23 protein-coding genes are annotated in these 20,082 nt (G+C 67.4%); 10 read left to right on the forward strand and 13 right to left on the reverse strand.

The genetic code is table 11. The annotated features are described in order from the left end of the window. Positions 1-95: 95 nt before the first annotated feature. A complete protein-coding gene (locus A7W11_RS20730) occupies positions 96-821 on the reverse strand; it encodes a TenA family transcriptional regulator (protein WP_066418392.1) in 726 nt (241 codons plus the stop codon). 166 nt (positions 822-987) lie between these two features. Beyond that, complete coding sequence (locus A7W11_RS20735; protein WP_066418395.1) at positions 988-2,520, reverse strand: hypothetical protein; 1,533 nt, start codon at positions 2,518-2,520, stop codon at positions 988-990. Between the two features lie 196 nt (positions 2,521-2,716). Between A7W11_RS20735 and A7W11_RS20740 the strand changes: the two genes are divergently transcribed. Both A7W11_RS20740 and A7W11_RS20745 read left to right on the forward strand, forming a co-directional pair. Then, a complete protein-coding gene (locus A7W11_RS20740; protein WP_066419321.1) occupies positions 2,717-3,451 on the forward strand; it encodes a sulfite exporter TauE/SafE family protein in 735 nt (244 codons plus the stop codon). 95 nt (positions 3,452-3,546) lie between these two features. Continuing rightward, the gene (locus A7W11_RS20745; RefSeq protein WP_066418397.1) at positions 3,547-4,242 is read left to right on the forward strand and encodes a GntR family transcriptional regulator; all 696 of its coding nucleotides are present in this window, start codon (positions 3,547-3,549) and stop codon (positions 4,240-4,242) included. A gap of 67 nt (positions 4,243-4,309) precedes the next feature. Here the strand turns inward: A7W11_RS20745 and A7W11_RS20750 are convergent, their stop codons facing one another. The 4 genes from A7W11_RS20750 to A7W11_RS20765 all read right to left on the reverse strand — a co-directional run bounded on the left by A7W11_RS20750 (position 4,310) and on the right by A7W11_RS20765 (position 6,286). After that, positions 4,310-5,245: an ornithine cyclodeaminase family protein gene (locus tag A7W11_RS20750; RefSeq protein WP_066418400.1), complete on the reverse strand. Its 936-nt coding sequence runs from the start codon at positions 5,243-5,245 to the stop codon at positions 4,310-4,312. A 24-nt stretch (positions 5,246-5,269) separates the two neighbouring features. Further along, complete coding sequence (locus A7W11_RS20755) at positions 5,270-5,572, reverse strand: 2Fe-2S iron-sulfur cluster-binding protein (protein WP_066418402.1); 303 nt, start codon at positions 5,570-5,572, stop codon at positions 5,270-5,272. Beyond that, a complete protein-coding gene (locus tag A7W11_RS20760) occupies positions 5,569-5,886 on the reverse strand; it encodes a ferredoxin (RefSeq protein ID WP_066418404.1) in 318 nt (105 codons plus the stop codon). Before A7W11_RS20760 ends, A7W11_RS20755 begins: the two co-directional genes overlap by 4 nt. A gap of 94 nt (positions 5,887-5,980) precedes the next feature. Further along, positions 5,981-6,286, reverse strand: coding sequence for a 2Fe-2S iron-sulfur cluster-binding protein (locus tag A7W11_RS20765; protein ID WP_066418412.1), 306 nt, complete (start codon positions 6,284-6,286; stop codon positions 5,981-5,983). A 282-nt stretch (positions 6,287-6,568) separates the two neighbouring features. On the opposite strand from A7W11_RS20765, the gene A7W11_RS20770 reads away from it, so the two are divergent. After that, positions 6,569-6,781: a hypothetical protein gene (locus tag A7W11_RS20770; protein WP_066418415.1), complete on the forward strand. Its 213-nt coding sequence runs from the start codon at positions 6,569-6,571 to the stop codon at positions 6,779-6,781. Between the two features lie 26 nt (positions 6,782-6,807). Here the strand turns inward: A7W11_RS20770 and A7W11_RS20775 are convergent, their stop codons facing one another. The 4 genes from A7W11_RS20775 to gpmA all read right to left on the reverse strand — a co-directional run bounded on the left by A7W11_RS20775 (position 6,808) and on the right by gpmA (position 11,571). Then, positions 6,808-7,590: a HesA/MoeB/ThiF family protein gene (locus A7W11_RS20775; protein WP_066418418.1), complete on the reverse strand. Its 783-nt coding sequence runs from the start codon at positions 7,588-7,590 to the stop codon at positions 6,808-6,810. Continuing rightward, positions 7,587-9,050: a S41 family peptidase gene (locus A7W11_RS20780; protein WP_066418421.1), complete on the reverse strand. Its 1,464-nt coding sequence runs from the start codon at positions 9,048-9,050 to the stop codon at positions 7,587-7,589. The genes A7W11_RS20775 and A7W11_RS20780 overlap by 4 nt, the downstream gene beginning before the upstream one ends. Before the next feature lie 97 nt (positions 9,051-9,147). Further along, positions 9,148-10,815: a murein hydrolase activator EnvC family protein gene (locus A7W11_RS20785; protein WP_082887396.1), complete on the reverse strand. Its 1,668-nt coding sequence runs from the start codon at positions 10,813-10,815 to the stop codon at positions 9,148-9,150. Between the two features lie 3 nt (positions 10,816-10,818). Further along, positions 10,819-11,571 (reverse strand): 2,3-diphosphoglycerate-dependent phosphoglycerate mutase, encoded by a 753-nt coding sequence (gene gpmA, locus A7W11_RS20790; RefSeq protein ID WP_066125192.1) that lies wholly within the window; start codon positions 11,569-11,571, stop codon positions 10,819-10,821. Positions 11,572-11,768: 197 nt separating this feature from the next. Between gpmA and A7W11_RS20795 the strand changes: the two genes are divergently transcribed. From A7W11_RS20795 to A7W11_RS20820, 6 genes are all read left to right on the forward strand, one after another. After that, a complete protein-coding gene (locus A7W11_RS20795; RefSeq protein WP_066418424.1) occupies positions 11,769-12,191 on the forward strand; it encodes a rhodanese-like domain-containing protein in 423 nt (140 codons plus the stop codon). 32 nt (positions 12,192-12,223) lie between these two features. Further along, positions 12,224-12,481, forward strand: a complete 258-nt coding sequence (grxC, locus tag A7W11_RS20800; protein WP_066418432.1) for a glutaredoxin 3 — start codon at positions 12,224-12,226, stop codon at positions 12,479-12,481. A 42-nt stretch (positions 12,482-12,523) separates the two neighbouring features. After that, entirely contained in the window at positions 12,524-13,039 is a 516-nt protein-coding gene (gene secB, locus A7W11_RS20805; protein ID WP_066418437.1) for a protein-export chaperone SecB, read from the forward strand. 14 nt (positions 13,040-13,053) lie between these two features. Then, positions 13,054-14,109, forward strand: a complete 1,056-nt coding sequence (locus A7W11_RS20810) for an NAD(P)H-dependent glycerol-3-phosphate dehydrogenase (RefSeq protein ID WP_066418444.1) — start codon at positions 13,054-13,056, stop codon at positions 14,107-14,109. 64 nt (positions 14,110-14,173) lie between these two features. Further along, positions 14,174-15,166 carry a Bug family tripartite tricarboxylate transporter substrate binding protein gene (locus A7W11_RS20815; RefSeq protein WP_066418450.1) on the forward strand — a complete coding sequence of 331 codons (993 nt, stop codon included), beginning with the start codon at positions 14,174-14,176 and terminating at the stop codon, positions 15,164-15,166. A 203-nt stretch (positions 15,167-15,369) separates the two neighbouring features. Next, the gene (locus A7W11_RS20820; RefSeq protein ID WP_066418460.1) at positions 15,370-15,876 is read left to right on the forward strand and encodes a hypothetical protein; all 507 of its coding nucleotides are present in this window, start codon (positions 15,370-15,372) and stop codon (positions 15,874-15,876) included. A gap of 52 nt (positions 15,877-15,928) precedes the next feature. Here A7W11_RS20820 and A7W11_RS20825 read toward each other — a convergent pair whose 3' ends face one another. Then, positions 15,929-16,399: a tRNA (cytidine(34)-2'-O)-methyltransferase gene (locus A7W11_RS20825; RefSeq protein WP_066418469.1), complete on the reverse strand. Its 471-nt coding sequence runs from the start codon at positions 16,397-16,399 to the stop codon at positions 15,929-15,931. 76 nt (positions 16,400-16,475) lie between these two features. Next, positions 16,476-17,129 carry a ComF family protein gene (locus tag A7W11_RS20830; RefSeq protein WP_328587223.1) on the reverse strand — a complete coding sequence of 218 codons (654 nt, stop codon included), beginning with the start codon at positions 17,127-17,129 and terminating at the stop codon, positions 16,476-16,478. A gap of 248 nt (positions 17,130-17,377) precedes the next feature. Between A7W11_RS20830 and A7W11_RS20835 the strand changes: the two genes are divergently transcribed. Then, complete coding sequence (locus A7W11_RS20835; protein WP_066418481.1) at positions 17,378-18,301, forward strand: methyltransferase domain-containing protein; 924 nt, start codon at positions 17,378-17,380, stop codon at positions 18,299-18,301. A gap of 150 nt (positions 18,302-18,451) precedes the next feature. On the opposite strand, the gene A7W11_RS20840 is transcribed toward A7W11_RS20835, so the two are convergent. Then, a complete protein-coding gene (locus tag A7W11_RS20840; protein ID WP_066418492.1) occupies positions 18,452-19,732 on the reverse strand; it encodes a YbdK family carboxylate-amine ligase in 1,281 nt (426 codons plus the stop codon). Positions 19,733-20,082 lie beyond the last annotated feature (350 nt).

Here is a 20,082-nt window from a genome sequence, read left to right on the forward strand (position 1 = left end):
ATGACGCCCGGCGCATCCGCCATGCATTCGAGTCGTACGGACTGGCTCGGCGCCTCCGCCATGGGGCGGCGTGGCACGAAGTCGTGGCGCGCGTCTCAGGCGGCCTTCAGCTCGGGCAGCGCGATGTCCTGCTGCACGTAGTCGGTGTACAGCGCCGTGGTGTAGAGCAGGCGCATCTGGGCGCCGATCTCGCAGATCTTCAGGCACTGCTGCTGCAGCTCGGGGGTCGTCGCATGTTCCAGGACGATCTGGTAACCGCGCTCGCCATGGATCTCGTCCGACACGATGTGCAGATCGAAGAATTCGACCTCTTCGTCGGTGAAGCCGTATTTCTCGCGCAGCGTGGGCGTCTGCTTGCGGTAGATGGACGGCACCTGCGACTCCAGGCCCACGACCAGGCCGGCCACGGCCACGACGGGGTCTTCGCGCATGGCCACCGCATAACACCAGGACTGCAGCGCGCGCGTCGTGGGCGACATGTTGTCGGGACTGGTGACGCGCTCGCGCGTGGTGCCGCAGGCTTCGGCGAAGCGGATCAGCAGATCGGTGTGGCGGTCCCCACCGATTTCTTCCTCGTACATGTTCGCCAGCAGGAAATCCTTGGCCTCGACGTATTCGGCGGGCGTGCGGGCATAGACATAGCCGAGGTAGTCGGCAAACGGGCCCACGTAGTGATAGTGGTTCTCCGCCCAGCGGGCCAGGTGCTCGCGGCTGAGTTTGCCGGTCGCCCAGGCGATGCTGAACGGCGAGGCGTTGGCGCTTTTGCCTTTGATCGCGTTTTCCAGCGCGGTGCGGAAATCGTCCTTGCTCATCAATTCCATGTTTCGCTCCAGGGGAGAAATGGGCTGGCAGGATGCCAGCGCCGATCCGTTTGTGATTTAAGTATATTGTATACCGTCTACCAAAATAGACTGCTAGGGAATTCCCGGTCAAAATGCGAAAGTGGCCTGGGGTGGGCCGCCTTCGAGGCACTCCACCGAAGCGCCTCTATGGGAAGATGAGCACCGCGCAGGTCGTCGAGACGCACAGCGCCAGCACGACCGGGAACAGCATCCCGCGCACCAGTTCAAGCACGTGCACGCGCGCGAATCCCGCCACGGCAATCAGGGACGACCAGGCGATCAGGGTGCCGCCGCCCGTCCAGACCGCCCCCATCTGGCCCACCGCGGCCAGTGTCGCGGGATCGAGCCCGGATACGGGCGCCAGGGCGCCGGCCAAGGTGCCCGTCAACGGCAATCCCGCGAAGCCGGACCCATCGATGCCCGTGATCATGCCCACCAGCAGCACGCCGAAAGCCACCATGAAGTGATTCGACGGAAGCAGGTGCTGCGCCGCCGAGATCACCTCGAACAACAGGCCCGGCGCCTGGTCTGACGGCACGCCGAGGATCTGCGTGGCCGTCTCGTGCGCCCCCACGAAGAAGAAACCCGCGATCGGCAGCACCGACCCCATGGCCTTGAAGGCGAACACGAAGCCATCGGTCATGTGCTCGGGGCAGACGTCCAGCATGCGCCGCGCGCCCACGCAGGACATAGTGACCAGCATCATCAGCACGAACGCGACGCCGCCCACCAGCGCGGCCGCGTCGCCGCCCCGCAGCGCCGGCAAGGCCGGGAACAGGCGCGGCAGCACCATGACGCCGATCACGCCCAGGAAGGCCAGCGGCGTCACCACGGCGAACACCTTGGACCATTTGACGCGCTTGCGATCCTGCTCGGACAGATGCGCCACTGGATCGCCCCGTGCGGGTTCGCGGCTCGTGCCACGCGCCAGCTCGGCCTTGTCGAACGTGCCCTCGTGTTCGACCTGCTCCAGCGTCGCATCCTGCGCGCGCGCCTGCCAGGCATCGAGCAGCGCCGGGTTGGCCGGCACGATGTGGCGGCGGATCGTCAGGTAGGTGACCAGCAGCGCCACGGCCCCGGTGATCAGCGACAGCACCAGCGCGCGATCCGCCACCCCGCTGGCGAGCACGCCGGCGCCCGCGGCCTTGGCGCTGATGGCCGGCGCAACGCCGATGACGTAGTCGGAGGACAGCGCCATGCCCTGCCCCGCGATGGCGATGGCCATGCCGCCCGCCAGCGCCGGCAGGCCGGCCGCGATCGCCGCCGGCAGCAGGATGGCCGACACCAGCGGCACCGCCGGGGTGGGCCAGAAGAACAGCGAGATCACATAGGTACAGAACGCAAGGATGAAGAACGATCCATGCCCGCCCTTCATCACCGCGCGAAACGGCTGCACCATGCGGACGTCGGCTTCGATGCTCTTCAGCGCATTCAACAACGCGGTCATGAAGGCGATGACCAGGAAGATGTTGAACAGCTCCTTGGCTGCCACGAAACTCGCCGAGAAAATGCCGATCAACCCGCTGATCGGACTGCCCGTGATGGCGAAGATCACCAGGAACGTGCCGATGACCGAGGGCACCACCACGTTGGCACGCAGGATCATCGTCAGGATGATGACCGCCACGCTGGCAAGGTATACCCAGTGCGCCGCATGGAGCACAACGTCTGCTTGCATAGGAAATTCCCCTTGATGTTTTGAGCGCTGCTTTACCCAAACGGTATACTATATGTAATCGTGCAGCGCAGCGATGCCGATCTGAGGTGACTAGGGAAATCCTTATTTCTCTATAAGGACGATCTGGCTCCGCACTTTCAAACGGCCTGCAAACAACCTTCAAAATGAATACGGTATACAAATGTGGCTGCTTGGCATGAACCTGTTGGCCATTGTTCAAGAGCCAGGCGCGTATGCGGCGATGGCGGCCATCATCTTCGTGGCCGCGTTCCTCCAGGGAGTGGGCGGCGTGGGATTCGCGATGTTCGCGTCGCCGGTGGCCGCCGTCTTCTTTCCCGAACTCGTCCCCGGCCCCCTGCTCAGCCTGGGCGGGTTCGTGGCGCTGATGACGGCATTGCGCGAGCGCCAGCATGCGCAATGGCCGGCCGTCGCCCAGGCCTTGTCGGGCCGCATCGTCGGCAGCGCCCTGGCGGTATGGGCGATGGCCACCCTGTCGCCACGCCCCATCGCGCTGATCTTCGCCATGCTGATCCTGGCCGCGGTGGGCCTGAGCGTGATGGGGCTGCGCATAGCAGACAATGGCCGGAACATGGCGGCGGCGGGCGTGATCTCGGGGATCATGGGCACCTTCACCTCGATCGGCGCGCCTGCGCTGGCCATCGTGCAGCAGCACAAGCCGCCGCCCGCCTTGCGGGCCACGCTGGGCCTGATGCTGTTCTTCGGCTCGCTGGCGTCGTTGACGCTATTGGCGTGGACGGGTCATTACACGACGCGGCACCTGGGATTGAGCCTGGCCCTGCTGCCCTTCCTGCTGCTGGGCTTCGCCTCGTCGAACCGCGCACGGGGCCGGGTCAGCCCGGCCACCGTGCGGCGCATGTTGCTGGCCTTGTGCGCGCTGAGCGCGGTGGCCCTGCTGGTGCGCAACGTATAGGGACGCCGCGGCCCGGGCAAGAAGGGTCGGCCAGCATGGAAGGGGCGGCCTCACATATACAATAAACACTATTCCGCCCCACTTTCCCAGGACAGATGAAGCTGCCCACCACGCATACGCCCGGCGCCACGCCCAAGCTGGGCGACCAGCATTCACCGTTGTTCGCCATCATCCGCGACAAGCTGCGCGAACGCATCCTGAGCGGTGAGTTCACGGCGGGCGACCGCCTGGTCGAAGGCAAGCTCTCCGAGGAAATGGGCGTATCGCGTATTCCGGTCCGGGAAGCCCTGCGCGCGCTGGCCTCGGAAGGCCTGGTCACGATAGAGCCCCGGCGCGGCGCATCGGTGGCCATCCTGTCCGATGACGTGGCCTACGACATGGTCGAAGTCCGCGCCACGCTGGAAGGCCTCAACGCCAAGCTGGCCGCCCAGCGCCGCGACGAGAAAACCGTGGAGCGCCTGCGCTCCTTCCTGGAGCAAGGCGCCGAAGCCGTGCGCAGCGACACCCTGGAAAACTTCCTGGCCCTGAACTCGCAGTTCCACGAGATGCTGGCCACCATTGCGGGCAACGTCGTGCTGACCGACCTGATGCGATCGTTGCGTGATCGCACGGCCCTGCTGTTCGCGCCGAGCAACATGCGGCGCGCGAAACAGAACTGGGACGAGCACTCGCAGATCCTGAATGCGGTCATAGCCGGCAACGGTGAACTGGCCAACCTGCTGGCCACGCAGCACGTGCACAACGCGGCCAAGGCCTATACCGAAGCCAAACGGAACGTGCAGGCAGGCTGAGGGCGACCTGCGCAAGGCGTCCGGCGCGTGTGAACGCGACGGATGCCCCGTTCACACGAGACCTCCGCTATGGCAGCGGCGGCGACTCGGCCCGCATTGCATGCCTGGCGTACGCCGGGCCGGCCAACGCGATGTCTTCCAGCCCCACGCCCACCGATTTGTAGATGAAGATCTCGTCGTCGCGCACGCGTGACCTCGCCTGACCTGCCAGCAGCGGGGCCAGTTCCACGATTTTTTCTTCCGGCAGTACGCCCGGGCCGGCCAGCACCAGATCGCCCGCCTCGCGCAGCGACTGTTCCCGCCACTCGACCACCACCGCCGCGGCACGCCGCAAGGCGGCGTCATCCAGTTCGCGGGTGTGAGGCAGGCTCGATCCGATCGCCGTCACGAAGGCTCCTGGCTTGAGCACCTCCCCCGGGAACAAGGGCACCGTCGACCGTGATGCCGTAACCACGATATCGGCCTGCGCGACGGCCATCTCGGCCTGCGCCATCTGCACACGCAGACCGGTCTGCGCGGCCAGGCGCTGCGCCAGGTCAGCAGACGCGTAGGGATCATGCAGCATGATGCGTTCGATCGGAAACGCCTGCGACAACTGGCGTGTGTGCTCCAGGCCCTGCGTGCCGGCGCCCAGCACGGCCAGCACACGCGATTGCGGACGCGCCAGCGCGCGGGCGGCCAGCACCGAACACGCGGCAGTGCGCAACCGCGTCAACGACCCCGCGTCGCAAGTCGCCAACGGCTGGCCATCACTGGCGCGGAACAACAGGATCACGAACGAGAACCGGCCCGCGAGCGTGGTGTACACCTTGGCGCCTGCGACATCCTGGTCGGGAATCACCGCGCCCAGGGTCGAGAGTTTCACGCCGCCGGCTTCAGTGCGTACACGCGCCTGCATGGCCGCACGGCCGGCGTGCAGGGCGAGGAATGCGTGCGCCAGCACGTCCTGGGCGTCGCGCGCATCCAGCAACTGGTCTATCCGGGTATCGTCGAGATGCAACATGGCGGGGCCTCGGGCCAAGGGTGGCTAGGGTTTCTTCGCGGTCCACGACACAGCGATGTCGCCAAGGACGAATGTCTGGCACGCCATGCGATAGCCATTGGCGATATCGTCTTCCGTCAGGTGCTTGCGCTCTTTCGGCTTGATCTTGTCGGTGTTCTGCAGGCCTGACTCGATCCTGCACTTGCACGTGCCGCACAAGCCGCCGCCACACTTGAAGGGAATGCCACCGCGTTCCTTCAGCGAGACACGCAGCAGATTGCTGTTCTCGGGCGCGTCGACGACCATGCCCTCATTGGATACAAACGTGATCTGGACCATGTGATTCATTCGGATCGGGTGGTGGCGGACGTGGTGCGCACCAGTTGTGCGTCCATGCTGCCGAAGCGGATCAAGTGATGGAGCTCCGCCAGCGCCGCATCCAGCGTGGCGAACGACTCCAGGAATTTTGTCGAGACGTGATTCACCGTATGGGGCGGTTCGTCTTCGATGATCGCCACGCGCGATGGCGCCTCCAGCGCCGCGATCTCGAACACGGCTCGGGTCTGGCCGTAGAACACATAGTCGTACGCCTGGACGACGGTCATGCCCGAGCCTGGCTGTGTATGGAAACGGCCGGGTTTGCTGGTCAGGATCACGTACATGCTGGGGTCTCCGCGAATCTATGGCCGGGATGGGCCGTGCGCCGTCCGGCCAGCGCCTGCGTGCCGGCAGGCTTCATGGCCGCGTTCGATGGGTCTATGGCGCGGGACGCTCGTCCTGCTCCAGCGTGATGTCTTCCGACAGCCACAGTTGGCATGCCAGGCGGTATCCCTGCTCCAGCCGCTCGCCCAACTGCTTCTTTTCCTTCCAGTTCGCGGGCGGCAGATGTTCCGCACCGGCAAGCACCTTGCATGCACAGGTGGCGCACTTGCCCATGCCGCACTGGTACGACAGATGGGGAAAGGGATATTTGCGAGTGCCAGCCAGCACGACCAGATTGCTGTTGGTCTTGACCTCGCCGGTATACGTCTGGCCGGCTTTGTGAAAAACGACGACGGGCATGAATCGAAGACCTTGCCTTCCACGGGAAACGGTGACGGCATGCGCGAGGCGCCTGCATGACGGTGATGGGCAGGACATCTTCTCCCGCTCACCAATACAGAATATTGTATACCGTTTAGGAAGTTGGCTGCGCCTAGGGTTTGTACTGCCGAGAGGATGGCACCGTCTGGTATCGAATCTGGTGAGGGCTCCGGTGGTCGTTTAACGACAGGTATATACAGGGTTAACCCTGTAACGGTATACTTTGTTCATTGAATATGAAAACCGCAATAGGGAAATACCATGAAAGCCACTTCACCCACCCAAACGTACCGTGACACGCCGCTCTCGGCGCAACTGGCCCCGCACCTGAACCAGCGCGCGCAGATGCGCCGCAGCGTTCCGTTGCTGCCCTTGTCCCTGTCGCGTCTGTTGCAGCGCCTGGGCGCCAAGCGCCGCGAACGCGCCTCGGGCCAACAATCCCCCGAGCTGCGCCATTCCACGCACAGCGCGTAGGCACGCCAGGCGACTGGAGCGTTTCGCTAGCTACGGCCTGGCGCAGCCGCGCCGGCGGCGGGCCGGGCGCCACACACCTCGCACTCCGGATCCCGCCGCACGTTCACCGAATGCCACTGCATCTCGCGCAGGTCCAGTTGCAGCAGGCGCCCGGAAAGGCTGCGCCCTATTCCCGCCAGCAGCTTCAGCGCCTCGGCCGCCTGCATGCTGCCGATGATGCCGACCAGCGGCGCGAAGACGCCGGTGGTCGCGCAACTGAGTTCGTCGACGTCGTCAGCCTCGGGAAACAGGCAGTGATAACAGGGCGCGTGCGGGTCGCGCAGGTCGTACACGCTGACCTGTCCGTCGAAGCGGATGGCCGCCCCCGACACCAGCGGCTTGCGATGCTGCACGCAGGCGCGGTTGATGGCGTGGCGGGTGGCGAAATTGTCGGTGCAATCCAGCACCACATCAGCCGCGGCCACGGCCTCGGACAGGGCGATGCCGTCCAGGCGCGCGACACGCGCGTCGACATGGGTCTCGGGATTGAAGGTGGCCAGCGTATCGCGGCCGGACTCGGCCTTGGGACGGCCCAGGCTGGCCGTGGTGTGCAGGATCTGGCGTTGCAGATTGCTGAGCTCGACGTGGTCGTCGTCGGCCAGCACGATGTGGCCTACACCCGCGGTGGCAAGATAAAGGGCGGCCGGAGAACCCAGGCCGCCCGCTCCCACGATCAGTACCCGCGCTGCCAGGAAAGCCTCCTGGCCTTCGATGCCCACCTCATCCAGAAGGATGTGGCGGGCATAGCGCAGCAACTGCTGGTCGTTCATTTCGACTTCGAGGGCTCGACTCCGGACGGCGTGATCTTCATGCGCTGGGCGTCGGGCTTGCCGGCGCTCTTGGCGTCAGGCTTCACGTCGGCCTTGGCCTGGCGCTGCTCGCCCTTGTCGATGGGACGGCCGGCCAGCAGGTTCTGGGCCTGCTGCAGCTGGAAGTCGTCCTTGCCGCCGAATTCGAAGATCTTGGCGACGGGCGGCTCGCTGTTGTCGAAGGCGCTGGACTTGATCTCGTTGCTGTCCTGCTGGTTCGACAGGTGGCGCTGCAGGTCGGCTTCGCGCGGCAGGCGGAACAGGTCGCCCTTGGCGGTGTCGGCCACGATGTAGTCGGGCACGATGCCGGTGGCCTGGATGGAACGGCCGGCCGGCGTGAGGTAGCGCGACGTGGTCAGCTTGACCGCCGTGTCTTGCGACAGCGGCAGGATGACCTGCACCGAGCCCTTGCCGAAGGTGCGGTTGCCCAGCAGCTTGGCGCGCTTGTGATCCTGCAGGGCGCCGGCCACGATTTCGGAGGCCGAAGCCGAACCGACGTTGACCAGCACCACCATCGGCACGGTCTTCACCCAGGCGGGCAGGTCGGCCAGGTAGTCGCCTTCGCCACGCGCGTATTCGCTGGGCTTGCCCATGTATTTGTGGCGGGCGTCGGGCGTGCGGCCCTCGGTGGACACCACCAGGGTGTCCTGCGGGTTCGGCAGGAAAGCGCCGGACACGCCGATGGCGCTGGTCAACAGGCCGCCCGGGTCGTTGCGCAAGTCGAGCACCAGCGACTTGGGCGTGCCCTTGGCGCCGAGTTCGCGCAGTTGGCGGGCCATGTCGGGGCCGGTCTTTTCCTGGAACTGGGCGATGCGCAGGTAGGCGGTGCCGTCGTCCAGCATCTTGCTGCGCACGCTGCGCACCTTGATGATGTCGCGCACGATCTTGACGACGAGGGGCTGCGGCTGGTCGGCGCGCATGATGGTCAGCGTGATCGGCGACTTGGGCGCGCCGCGCATCAGCTTGACGGCGTCGTTCAGCTGGATGCCCTTGGTGGGCGTATCGTCGATCTTGATGATCAGGTCGCCCGCCAGGATGCCCGCGCGCGCGGCCGGCGTGTCCTCGATGGGCGAGATGACCTTGACGAAACCGTCTTCGGCGCCGACCTCGATGCCCAGACCGCCGAACTCGCCTTGCGTGGCGGTCTGCATGTCGCGAAACGCATCCGCATCCAGGTAGGCCGAGTGCGGGTCAAGGTTGGACACCATGCCCGAAATGGCGTTCTGGATCAGGGTCTTGTCGTCGACGGGTTCGACGTAGTTGTCCTTGATCGCCCCGAAGACGTTGGTCAGTTGGCGGAGTTCGTCCAGCGGCAACGGGCTGCCACGCTGCGCGACAGCGGTGACGCCGGCGCTCAGCAGTATGCCTGCCACCGCACCGATGGAAACAAGACCAAAACCGCGATACTTGCGAGTGCTCATGCACACATCCTGAAATTGATGCCCCCAGGGCGCGAGCCTGGGAATTCAAGGGGGCTACCATGCTGCCAAAATACTACAGCGGTGTTTCAGCGCAGCGCTAGAGGGCCAGCCACTGGGCTGGATCCACAGGCGCGCCACGATGGCGAATTTCAAAGTATAGGCCCGATTCCACTTGGCCGCCGGTCGCACCCACCGTAGCGAGGGTATCTCCGGTCGCCACGGCGTCGCCCACCCGCTTGAGCAGGCTCTGGTTGTACGCGTAGACCGACAGGTATTGCTGGCCGTGGTCGACGATGATGATGTTGCCGAATCCGCGCAGCCAATCGGCGTACACCACGGTGCCCGGCGCCACCGCCTTGACGGGGGTGCCTTCCGCGGCGCGCAGCACGATGCCGCGCCAGACCCCGCCGTCGGGACGGCCCACCCCGAAACGGCCCTGCACCGCGCCGCGTACCGGCGGCGTCAGGCCATGGCGCAGCCCGTTGCCGCCGCCGGCCGGCGGACGGGCGGGAGCCTCGCGCTCGGGGCGTTCGGCCCGCTCGGGGCGCTCGATACGTTCGGGGGCGGCCGCAGGTGTGGCCGCGGGTTCCGCCTCGGCCTGGCGCGTGGGCGCCGGACGCTGAGCGGGTTCCGTGGGCGTTTCCACCAGCCGGGTATGACCCTGTCCGTCCACCGGACGCAGGCCGGCGCTGTCCGGATCGACCAGGGCCGGATTCTGCTGGGCGCTGCGCGCCGCCGCCTCGGCCTGCTCTCGCACGCGGCTGGCCTCGGCCATGGCTTCGGCGCGGGCTTTCTCCGCGGCGCGGCGGTCGGCGTCATTCCTGGCCTGGCGCACGGCTTCGGCCTGGCGGGCCGCTTCCTTGCGCGCTTCCTCGGCCTTTCTGGCAAGTTCGGCGCGGCGAGCCTCTTCGGCCTTGCGCGCCAGTTCGGCGCGGCGCGCGGCCTCCTTGCGGGCTTCCTCGGCACGGCGGGCCGCCTCGGCGCGGCGCCGCGCCTCTTCGGCGGCCTGGCGCGCGATGGCGGTCTCAAGGTTGTCGATCAGGCCGGACAGGCGTTGATCGTCCCGGCCCAGCTTGCCCGCTTCGGCCCGCTGCGCGGCGATCTGCCCTTCCAGCCGGGCGACCAGGGTGGCGCGTTCTTTCTGCTGCGCAACCAGCTCGGCCTTCTGCTTGCCGGTCTCCTCGGTCACGCCCGCGATCTCGGTGCGCCGGGCATCGGCGGCGGACTGCAACGCCGCCAGCCGGTCGATCTCGGCGCGCACCGCCGTCACGGCGCGCGCGCGGGCCCGCGACACGTAGTCGAGGTAACCCAGGTTGCGGCCCAGTTGCTGGGGATCGTCGCCGGACAGCAGCGCGGTCCAGGGCGACAGGCCGCTGGCGTACTGCGCGCGCAACTGGTCGGAGAGCTCGTTGCGACGCTGCTCCAGCACCTTGTTCTGCGCCGTGATCTGCTTTTCCAGGCTGGCCAACTCGGTTTCGGCGCGGTGCAGCGCCTCGTCGAGTTCGCGCAGCCGCAGGTTGATGCGCGAGATGGCCGACTCGGACTGACGCAGCGCATCGGCCGCCTCTTTGCGGGCGGCCTCGCGCGTATCGATCTCTTTCTGCAGCGATTCGATGCGCTCGCGCAGGGCGGACTGCTGCCGCTCGGCCTCGGACTGCCGCCCGGCCAGATCGGCCGACGCGGCGCCCGCGCCGGCCGTGGCCAGACTGAGCGCCAGCGCCGCCGCGCGCCGCGCGAACCGCGGCCCTCCCCGCGCAAGCCGCATCACTCAGTCCTTCTTGGCCTTGCCCTGTGCGGCCACCGCGGCCATCGCGGCCTCGATCTCGGCGGCATCGCCCAGGTAGTAGTGGCGAATGGGCTTCAGGTCGTCATCGAGCTCGTACACCAGGGGCTGGCCAGTGGGGATATTCAGGCCGACGATGTCCTCGTCCGACACGTCGTCCAGGTACTTGATCAGCGCGCGCAGGCTGTTGCCGTGCGCGGCGACCAGCACGCGGCGGCCCGCGCGGATGGCCGGCGCGATCGAGTCGTTCCAGAACGGCAGCACGCGGTCGACGGTGTCCTTCAGGCACTCGGTGGCGGGCAGTTGGTCGGCCGGCACGCGGGCGTAGCGCGCATCGAAACGCGGGTGGCGCGGGTCGTCCAGGCCCAGGGGCTCGGGAGCGATCGCGTAGGCGCGGCGCCAGATCAGGACCTGCTCGTCGCCGTACTGGGCGGCGGTCTCGGCCTTGTTCAGGCCCTGCAGGGCACCGTAGTGGCGCTCGTTCAGGCGCCAGGAGTTGCCCACGGGCGTGTACATGGCGTCCATGGCGTCCAGCGCGATCCACAGGGTGCGGATGGCGCGCTTCAGGACGGAGGTGAACGCCACGTCGAAGGCGTAGCCTTCGGCCTTGAGCAATTCACCCGCGCGGCGGGCCTGTTCGCGGCCGGTGTCGGTCAGGTCGACGTCGGTCCAGCCGGTGAAACGGTTCTCGAGGTTCCACTGGCTTTCGCCGTGGCGCATCAGTACGAGTTTGTGCATGGTAAGAAGCCGCGTCGGGCGCGGGAACAAGTGAAAAATCGGTCAGTGATGCGCTCATTTTATAATTGAGCGATTTTGCCTCGGCTTTACCCACGGCGCGCTGTATTTCGCACCAGGGTACCAGCCGACTTCGGCGCCCCCGGGGCGCCCTTCACGCTTCACGCCGCACCGGTTCAAGCCACACTTCAGGATACCTCGTGGATCTTCTGCAATTCTTGCTCGAAAAGAACAACATCTTCATCGTTGCCGTGGCCGTGGTGTCGGGCGTCATGCTGGCCGTGCCGACGCTGCGCCGCGGCCGCGCGGGCGGCGGCATCAGCACCGCCGAAGCCATCCAGATGGTCAACCAGCGCCATGCCGTGTGGGTCGACGTGCGTCCCTCCGAACAGTTCCAGGCCGGCCACATCGCGCAGGCGCGCAGCCTGCCGGCCGCCGACCTCGAACAGAAAGCGGGTAACCTGCCCAAGAACAAGCCGCTGATCCTGGTATGCGAACAGGGCCGCGACGCCCCCCGCATGGTCTCGCGCCTGAAGGCGCAGGGCTACACCGACGTGGCCGTCCTCGAAGGCGGCATGAAGGCCTGGTTCGCGGCCAGCCTGCCGGTCACCCAGAAGGGCTGAAAACGGCACTTTCCCCCGAAGCCGGAGAAACCATGAACAAAGTTGTCATGTACAGCAAGGATTATTGTCCCTATTGCGCGCGCGCCAAGTCGCTGCTCGAGCAACGGGGTGTGACCGACCTCGAGATCATCCGCATCGACCAGGACCCGGCCCAACGCGACGCAATGATCGCCCGCACCGGCCGCCGCACGGTGCCGCAGATCTACATCGGGGACACCCATGTCGGCGGCTGCGACGATCTGCAGGCGCTGGACCGCGCCGGCGGCCTGCAGCCGCTGCTCAACGGCTGACGCGCAAGACCCTTCCAATCGACCCCACCAACCGGAATCACCATGGCTGACCAGGACCAAAACACCCAGCAAGCAGACGCGCCTTCGTTCAATCTGCAACGCGTCTACCTGAAGGATCTCTCGCTGGAGATGCCCAACGCGCCGCACGTCTTCCTGGAACAGGAAACCCCGCAGGTCGAAGTCAGCATCAACGTCGGCGGCCAGCGCCTGGCCGAAACCGTGTTCGAATCGACCGTCACGGCCACCGTCACCACCCGCATCAACGACAAGGTGCTGTACCTGGTCGAAGGCACGCAAGCCGGCATCTTCGAACTGGCCAACATCCCGGCCGAACAGATGGATCCGCTGCTGGGCATCGTCTGCCCGACCATGCTCTACCCATACCTGCGTGCCAACGTCGCCGACGCGATCACCCGCACGTCGCTGCCGGCCCTGCACCTGGCCGAAGTCAACTTCCAGGCCCTGTACGAGCAGCGCATCGCCGAACTGCAGCAAGAGCAGCAGACCAACGGCGCCGACGCCGGCATCATCCTGCCCCCGGGCGCCACGCGCCAGTAAGCGGCACGGCGGCCATGGTTGCTCCGTCTGCTCGCACGCCTCGCGTCGCGGTACTGGGTGCGGGCAGTTGGGGCACGGCGCTGGCCGCGGCCGCCGCGCGCCGCCATCCCACCCTGCTATGGGCCCGGGATGCCGCGCGCGTCGGCACCATGGCGCGCGACCATGAAAACGCGCGCTATCTCCCTGGCGTCGCCCTGCCACCCGCGCTGCGCTTCAGCGCGGACATCGACGACGCCCTTGCTTTCCTTCACGCCGGGCCCGAGCCCGGCCTGATCATCCTGGGCGTGCCGGTGGCGGGCCTGGACGCCCTGTGCCGCGACCTGGCCCAGCGCCTGCCGCGCCATGGCCTGGAAGACGCGCCGCTGGTCTGGACCTGCAAAGGGTTCGAGGAAGACACCGGCCGGCTGCCCCATGAAATCGCCCAGCACGCGCTGGCCGGCCTGCCTGGCTGGCGCGGCGGCGTGCTGTCCGGCCCCTCTTTCGCGCGCGAAGTCGCACAGGGCCTGCCAGTGGCGCTCACCGCCGCCAGCACCCTGCCGGACGTCAGCAACCTGACCATCGCGGCCCTGCACGGCGGCGCCATGCGCGTCTACGCCAGCGCCGACGTGGTCGGTGTGGAAGTGGGCGGCGCCCTGAAGAACGTCATCGCCGTGGCCTGCGGCATCGCCGACGGCCTGGCGCTGGGCACCAATGCCCGCGCCGCCCTGATCACGCGTGGCCTGGCCGAGATCAGCCGCTTCGGCGTCGCGCTGGGCGCGCAGCCCGAGACCTTCTCCGGCCTGACCGGCCTGGGCGACCTGGTGCTGACGGCCACCGGCGAATTGTCGCGCAACCGCCGCGTGGGCCTGGAAATCGGCGCTGGCCGCAAGCTGGCCGAGATTCTGGCCAGTGGCATCACCGCCGAAGGCGTACGCTGCGCCCGCGCGGTAATGCAACGCGCCCGCTCCCTCGACGTCGAATTGCCGATCACCGAGGCCGTCTGCGCCGTGCTGTTCGACGGCGTGGCGCCCATGACGGCCGTATCGGCCCTGTTGGCGCGCGAGGCGCGCCACGAGCATCCGGCCGACTGAACCCGCGTTCCGCAAAACCCACACACCAAGAACGACACGACCGCCGCCCCAAGGAGACCCCCCGATGTCCTTCGCCACGCGCGCCGGCCGGCTGCTTCGCCGCGCCTGCCTGAGCCTGATCGCCGCCGCCGTGCTGCCCGCCGTAGCGCACGCCGAATGGCCCGACCGCCCCGTGCACCTGGTGGTGCCCTTCCCGCCGGGCTCGTCGCCCGACCTGCTGGCGCGCACCATCGCCGAGCCGCTGGGGCAGGCGCTGGGCCAGTCGATCGTGGTGGACAACAAACCCGGCGCGGGCGGCAACATCGGCACGCGCTTCGTGGCGCAGGCCAAGCCGGACGGCTACACGCTGCTCTACACCATCAACGGGCCGCTGGTGACGGCGCCCACGCTGTACAAGAAGACGCTGGGGTACGATCCGCTGACCGACCTGGCGCCGATCACGCTGGTGGCCACCAGCCCCAACGTGCTGACGGTGCCGGACAGCCTGCCGGCGGCCGACGTGCAGGAATTCGTGAAGCTGGCGCGCACCCGCGCCGGCGCACTGAACTACGGCTCGGTGGGGCCGGGCAGCTCGGCCCACCTGGCCATGGAGATGTTCAAGCACGAGGCCGGCATCGACCTCGTGCAGATTCCGTATCCGGGCTTCCCGCAGATCATCACCGCCATCATCGGCGGCGACGTGCAGGCCGGCTTCATGGTGCCCGCCATCGCCATGCCCCAGGTGCGCAGCGGCAAGGTGAAGGCGCTCGCCATCACCAGCCTTGCGCCCAGCGATGCGCTGCCCGGCATTCCGACCATGGCGCAACAGGGCTATCCGGGATTCGAGGCCATTTCCTGGAACGCCATCCTGGCGCCGGCCGACACGCCCACGCCAGTCATCGAACGCATGAATCGCGAACTGGCCAACATCATCAACAGCGACGCGGTGCGCAAGCAATTGGCGCTGCAATACTTCACGCCCGCCTGGTCGACGCCCGAAGACCTGACCCGCCGCATCCGCGATGAAAAGGCCCGTTGGGATGAAGTCATCACCCGCCTGAACCTGTCGCTGGAATAACGCGAGACGCCGCGACACGCAATGGGGCAATGCGATAGGAAACGAGGCATCCGACCCCATTGAAACCGACTGAAACCCCTAAATGCGCCGGGCTGTCGCATTCCTGTGCCAAACAGGTGCGCGACAGCCGTGCCTGGGTACATTATCCACAGCCGACCGGCGGACGCGCATCACGCCCCCGGCGCCGGCTCAGGAGTTTCAAGATGAAGATTCATACTCTGCGCATCGCAGGCGCGGCGCTCGCCCTGGCGCTTGCCTCGTTCAGCAACACGGCTTCGGCCTGGGGCTATTACCACCACGGTTACCGTGGCGGCTGGCACGGCCCCAGCGCCGGTTGGGTCGTGGGCGGTGCATTGGGCCTGGCGGCCGCCGGCACCTACCTCGCACTGAGCTCGCGTCCCAGCTATGTCTATGCCCCGGCGCCGGTGTACTACGGTCCCCCGCCCGTCTATGTGGCGCCGCAGCCGGTGTACGTGGCTCCGCCGCCCCCGCCGCAACGCGTGGCCTCGGCCGACGTGATCGCCTACCCTGCACGCGGCCAAAGCCCGTCGCAGCAGGCCCGCGACCGTGGCGAGTGCGAGCGCTGGGCCGCCAACCAGAGTGGCTTCGATCCCAACCAGGCCACGCAATGGACCACGGGCGCGCAGACGGATTCGTATACGCGCTCGATCGGCGCCTGCCTGCTGGGGCGTGGCTACAGCATCAACTGATGGCTTGGGACAGGCGCGCGTCGATTCACGACGCTCTGGCCGGCAGCGCCGCTCACACTGCGCCTTCGTAGCCCTGCTGGCGCCATGCCTCGAATACCGTGACCGCCACGGCATTGGACAGGTTCAGGCTGCGCTGGCCCGGCCGCATCGGCAGGCGCAGGCACTGCGAAGGCGCGAAGCACGCCATGTGCTCGTCCGACAGCCCTGCCGTCTCGCGGCCGAACACGAAGACATCCCCAGGCAGGAACGCCGTCGTCGCCACGCTGTGCTCGGTGCGGGTGGTCAGCGCGTAGATGCGCCCGGCCGGCGCGCCCGTGGCCGCCAGCGCCTGCTGCAGCGTGTCGTGCACCTGCATGGGTTGCCACTCGTGATAGTCCAGCCCCGCGCGGCGCAGGCGCGCATCGTCGAGGTCGAACCCCAGCGGGCGCACCAGGTGCAACTGTGAACCCGTGTTGGCGCACAGCCGGATGACATTGCCCGTGTTGGGCGGGATTTCGGGGCAGACGAGAACGACGTGGAACATGGCGCTTGCGGCTCGGCGGGACACGCCAAGGAACGAAAGGCCCTATTTTGCCAGCCGGCGGGATCTTGCCGCATCCTCAATCGCGGGACGGCGCCGCCGGCGTACGCGCCGCCACCAGCACCGTCACCCGGACAGCCCCCGCCTGCAACAGCGCGCGCGCCGCGGCGTCCACGGTGCTGCCGGTGGTCATCACGTCGTCCACCAAGCCCACGTGCAGGCCTGACAGCGAACGCCGGCACGCGTACAGGCCCTGCACCGCCGACTCGCGTTGACGGCGTCCCAACGACGCCTGGCGGCGGCCATCCTCGCGGCGCCGGCTCAAGGCGGTGCGCAGTACGGGCAGCCTTGCCTGCGCGCCCAGGGCCGCCGCCAGCTCGCTCGCGGGATTGAAGCCGCGCCGCCGCAGCGAGGCCCGGCTGGCGGGAATCGGCACCAGCGCCTGCACCGCGGGCGCGTCGCCGTCCTCCGCCATCCAGGCGCAATACAACAGGTGTGCCAGCGCGCCGGCCATCACGTAGCGATGCTCGCCCTTGTAGCGCTGGATCAGGCTGTCGAAAGGCGGCTCGTAGTCGAACGCGGCCACGGCCTGCGCGAACGCAGGCGGATGCAGCAGGCAATCCACGCACAGGCACACGCCGGCGGGCAGGTCGCGCGGCAAGGTCGCCGCGGACAGGCGCAGGGCACACCGCGCGCATCGCAGGACGTCGGGGTCCAGCACGCCGTTCAACACGTCCTCCGCGCAGGCCTCGCACAGGCGCCCGCCGCGCGCGGTGCCTCCGCATGCGGGGCAGGCCGACCCCGTCCGCGCCGCCAGCCGCCGCCAGACAAGACCCCATGCCCGTAAGGCATTACGCAGCGTATCGGCAAGCGGATGGGCAATAATGGGTGGCATCGGGAGTCGTCGTCATCGCGCAAGCAGGCGCCGGGCCCCCATCAGATCACGCAGACGCGCGCCCCGTCATGGGCAGCGCGATAGAAATGTCCCAGCCTTCCGTCCTGCCCACCCTTCCCCTGTCGCCCGAACACGTCATCCGCCAGTTCGCCCGCCGCGGCGACCTGTCCGACGCCCAGTTCCTGTATGGCGAGATCGCCCAGCGCATGCTCGGCCGCCTGCAGTACATCCGCCTGCAGCCCGCGCAGATGCTGGACGCGGGCTGTGGGGCGGGCGACAACCTGCCCCTGCTGCGCGAACGCTACCCGCAGGCCGCCTATACCGGCCTGGACGCCTGTGCGCCACTGCTGGCCCACGCGCGTAGCCGCCATGCGCCGTCGGGTGTCAGCGCCTGGTTGGGCAAACTGACGCGCGGCGGCAAGCCCGACACCCGCTTCGTGCAGGCCGACCTGGCCGCCAGCGGATTGGCGCCCGAGTCCCTGGATCTGGTCTGGTCCAACCTGGCGATGCACTGGCATCCCGCGCCGCACGCGGTGCTGGCCGAATGGCGCCGCATCCTGCGCGTGGGAGGATTGGCGATGTTTTCCTGTCTCGGCCCCGGCACCCTGCGCGAACTGCGCCAGGCGCTGGCCGACGCGGGACTGCAAACCGCCACGCCCGGTTTCGTGGACATGCACGACTTCGGCGACCTGTTGGTGGAGAACGGATTTTCCGATCCCGTCATGGACCAGGAAGTGCTGACGCTGACCTACGAAACGCCACAGCGCCTGCTGGAAGACGTGCGCGCGCTGGGCGGCAATCCGTCGCTGGGACGACGCGCGGGATTGGCTGGCCGCGCCTGGCGTGATCGGTTGTGCGAGGCTTTGGCGGCGCAGCGCGGGCCGGATGGCCGCATCGCGCTATCCATCGAAGTGGCTTACGGCCATGCTTGGCGCGCCGCCATGCATCGCGCCACGCCGGGCGAGACGCGGCTGTCGGTCAGTGCGATCGGTGGGCGGCGCGGCGGATAACAACCCACCTCTGCCGAGGACGCCGCCCGGACAGGCGAGGCGGCCGAGGCTGGCAGGCACCGCCGAAGCACGTATCCATTGGCTGGCGTCACCAAGAAAGAGCGGCGGGACTGCGCAGACCCGGTCCAAACCCGCCGGCCTGCCTTTCCTTCAATGCAACCGATTCTGCCAGTTGCGCGTACCCGCCACTTCCGGGGTGGCCAACGCCTGCACATCGTGCGCCAGGGCGTCGTTCACCAAGGGACTATGCGGCAGTGGCTCCGACGTGGCGCGGATACGCCGACGCGCCGGCACCGGCTCCACCACCTGCACGCCCTCGCGGCCATTGCGCCACGCGCGCGTCAGAGTCTCGACCAGCAGCGGCAATTCACGCGCCCGGTTGAACTGGCCACGCATCCAGCGCGCATCGTTGCCGCCGCGCTGGATCTCGTCGCGCAGCGCCACCAGCATGTCGGTGGTGCCCAGTTCGCCCGCGATGGGCATCAGGCGTTCCAACAGGGCTCGGGCATGATCCTGCAGGCGCACGCGCTCTCCGTTCGGCGTGACGTAGCTGCCATGCAGGCCGAAACGGCACGCCTGGAAGTGATTGCTGCGATAAGCCAGCCAAGCCTTGTCGCCCGGCGCCGGATCGCGCGACACCAGCACCGCCAGCGCCTGCGCGAACGCCGCCAGCTGGCAGGCGCGTTCGACGGTCAGCGGCGTGTCGCACACACGGATCTCGACCGTGCCGAATTCGGGCTTGGGCCGGATGTCCCAGTACAGATCCTTGATGCTTTCGGCCAGGCCGGTCGAACGCAACTGCGAAATGTGGGCCTCGAAGCGATACCAGTCGGCCACGTCGGGCGGCATGTGGCCCGACAGCGGGAAGCTGTTGACCGCGTTCAGGCGGCAGCAGGAATACAGGGTGTCGACCCCCTCGCAATACGGCGACGAGGCCGACAGCGCGATGAAATGCGGCACGTAAGGCGACAGGCCGTGCACCATGCGGATGGCCTCGTCTCCCGACCTCACGCCCAGGTGGATGTGCTGGCCGAACACCGTGAACTGGCGCGCCAGATAGCCGTACATCTCGGCCAGGTACTGGAAACGGGGGCTGTCATGGATGGCGCGATCCTGCCAGCGCATGAACGGGTGGGCGCCGCCCCCCGACACCAGCACGCCGACGGCGTCGGCCGCCTCGCACAGCACGTCGCGCATCTCGCGCATCTCGGCCTGCAGCCCCATGGGGTGCTCGTGCACGGAGGAATTGAGCTCGATCATCGAGCGGGTGATCTCGGGTTTGACGCGGTCCGCGATGGGATGGTTGGCCAGTTGGGCCAGCAGTTCGTCCGAGGCGGCGGCAAGATCGAAAGTGCCCGGATGAATCAATTGCAGTTCGAGTTCGATACCCAACGTGTTGGGGGCTGACGTGGTGAACGGGATCTGTTCCATCACCGGCTCCTAGAGGGTTGTGCTGCGGATGCGCCGCGGGCGAAAGTCCGGAGCAGGCCGGGTGCCGGGGGCGTCTAGGGGAATGAACGCATGATAGCCGCAGTTATGTGGCAAAACGCCGAACAATCGTGACAAATATCCGCAACATCGGCGAACACGACGATATTTCGTTATTTCAATGAAAGCAAGCGCTTACACTCGTTGAAATATGCGGGTTTCGGCCGTGCACTTCGTGCAGAGCGAGTCTGGGCAAGGTTGCCCGCTCCGGGTGGGAAATCGATATCTAGGGTTTTCCACTACCGCTTGGTCTCGCTTCCGGGCGAAATCCGGCCCCCAGCTACGGGACGCCT

This window comes from Bordetella ansorpii (genome assembly GCF_900078315.1).
In the GTDB taxonomy this organism is placed as follows: Bacteria; Pseudomonadota; Gammaproteobacteria; order Burkholderiales; family Burkholderiaceae_B; genus Bordetella; species Bordetella ansorpii.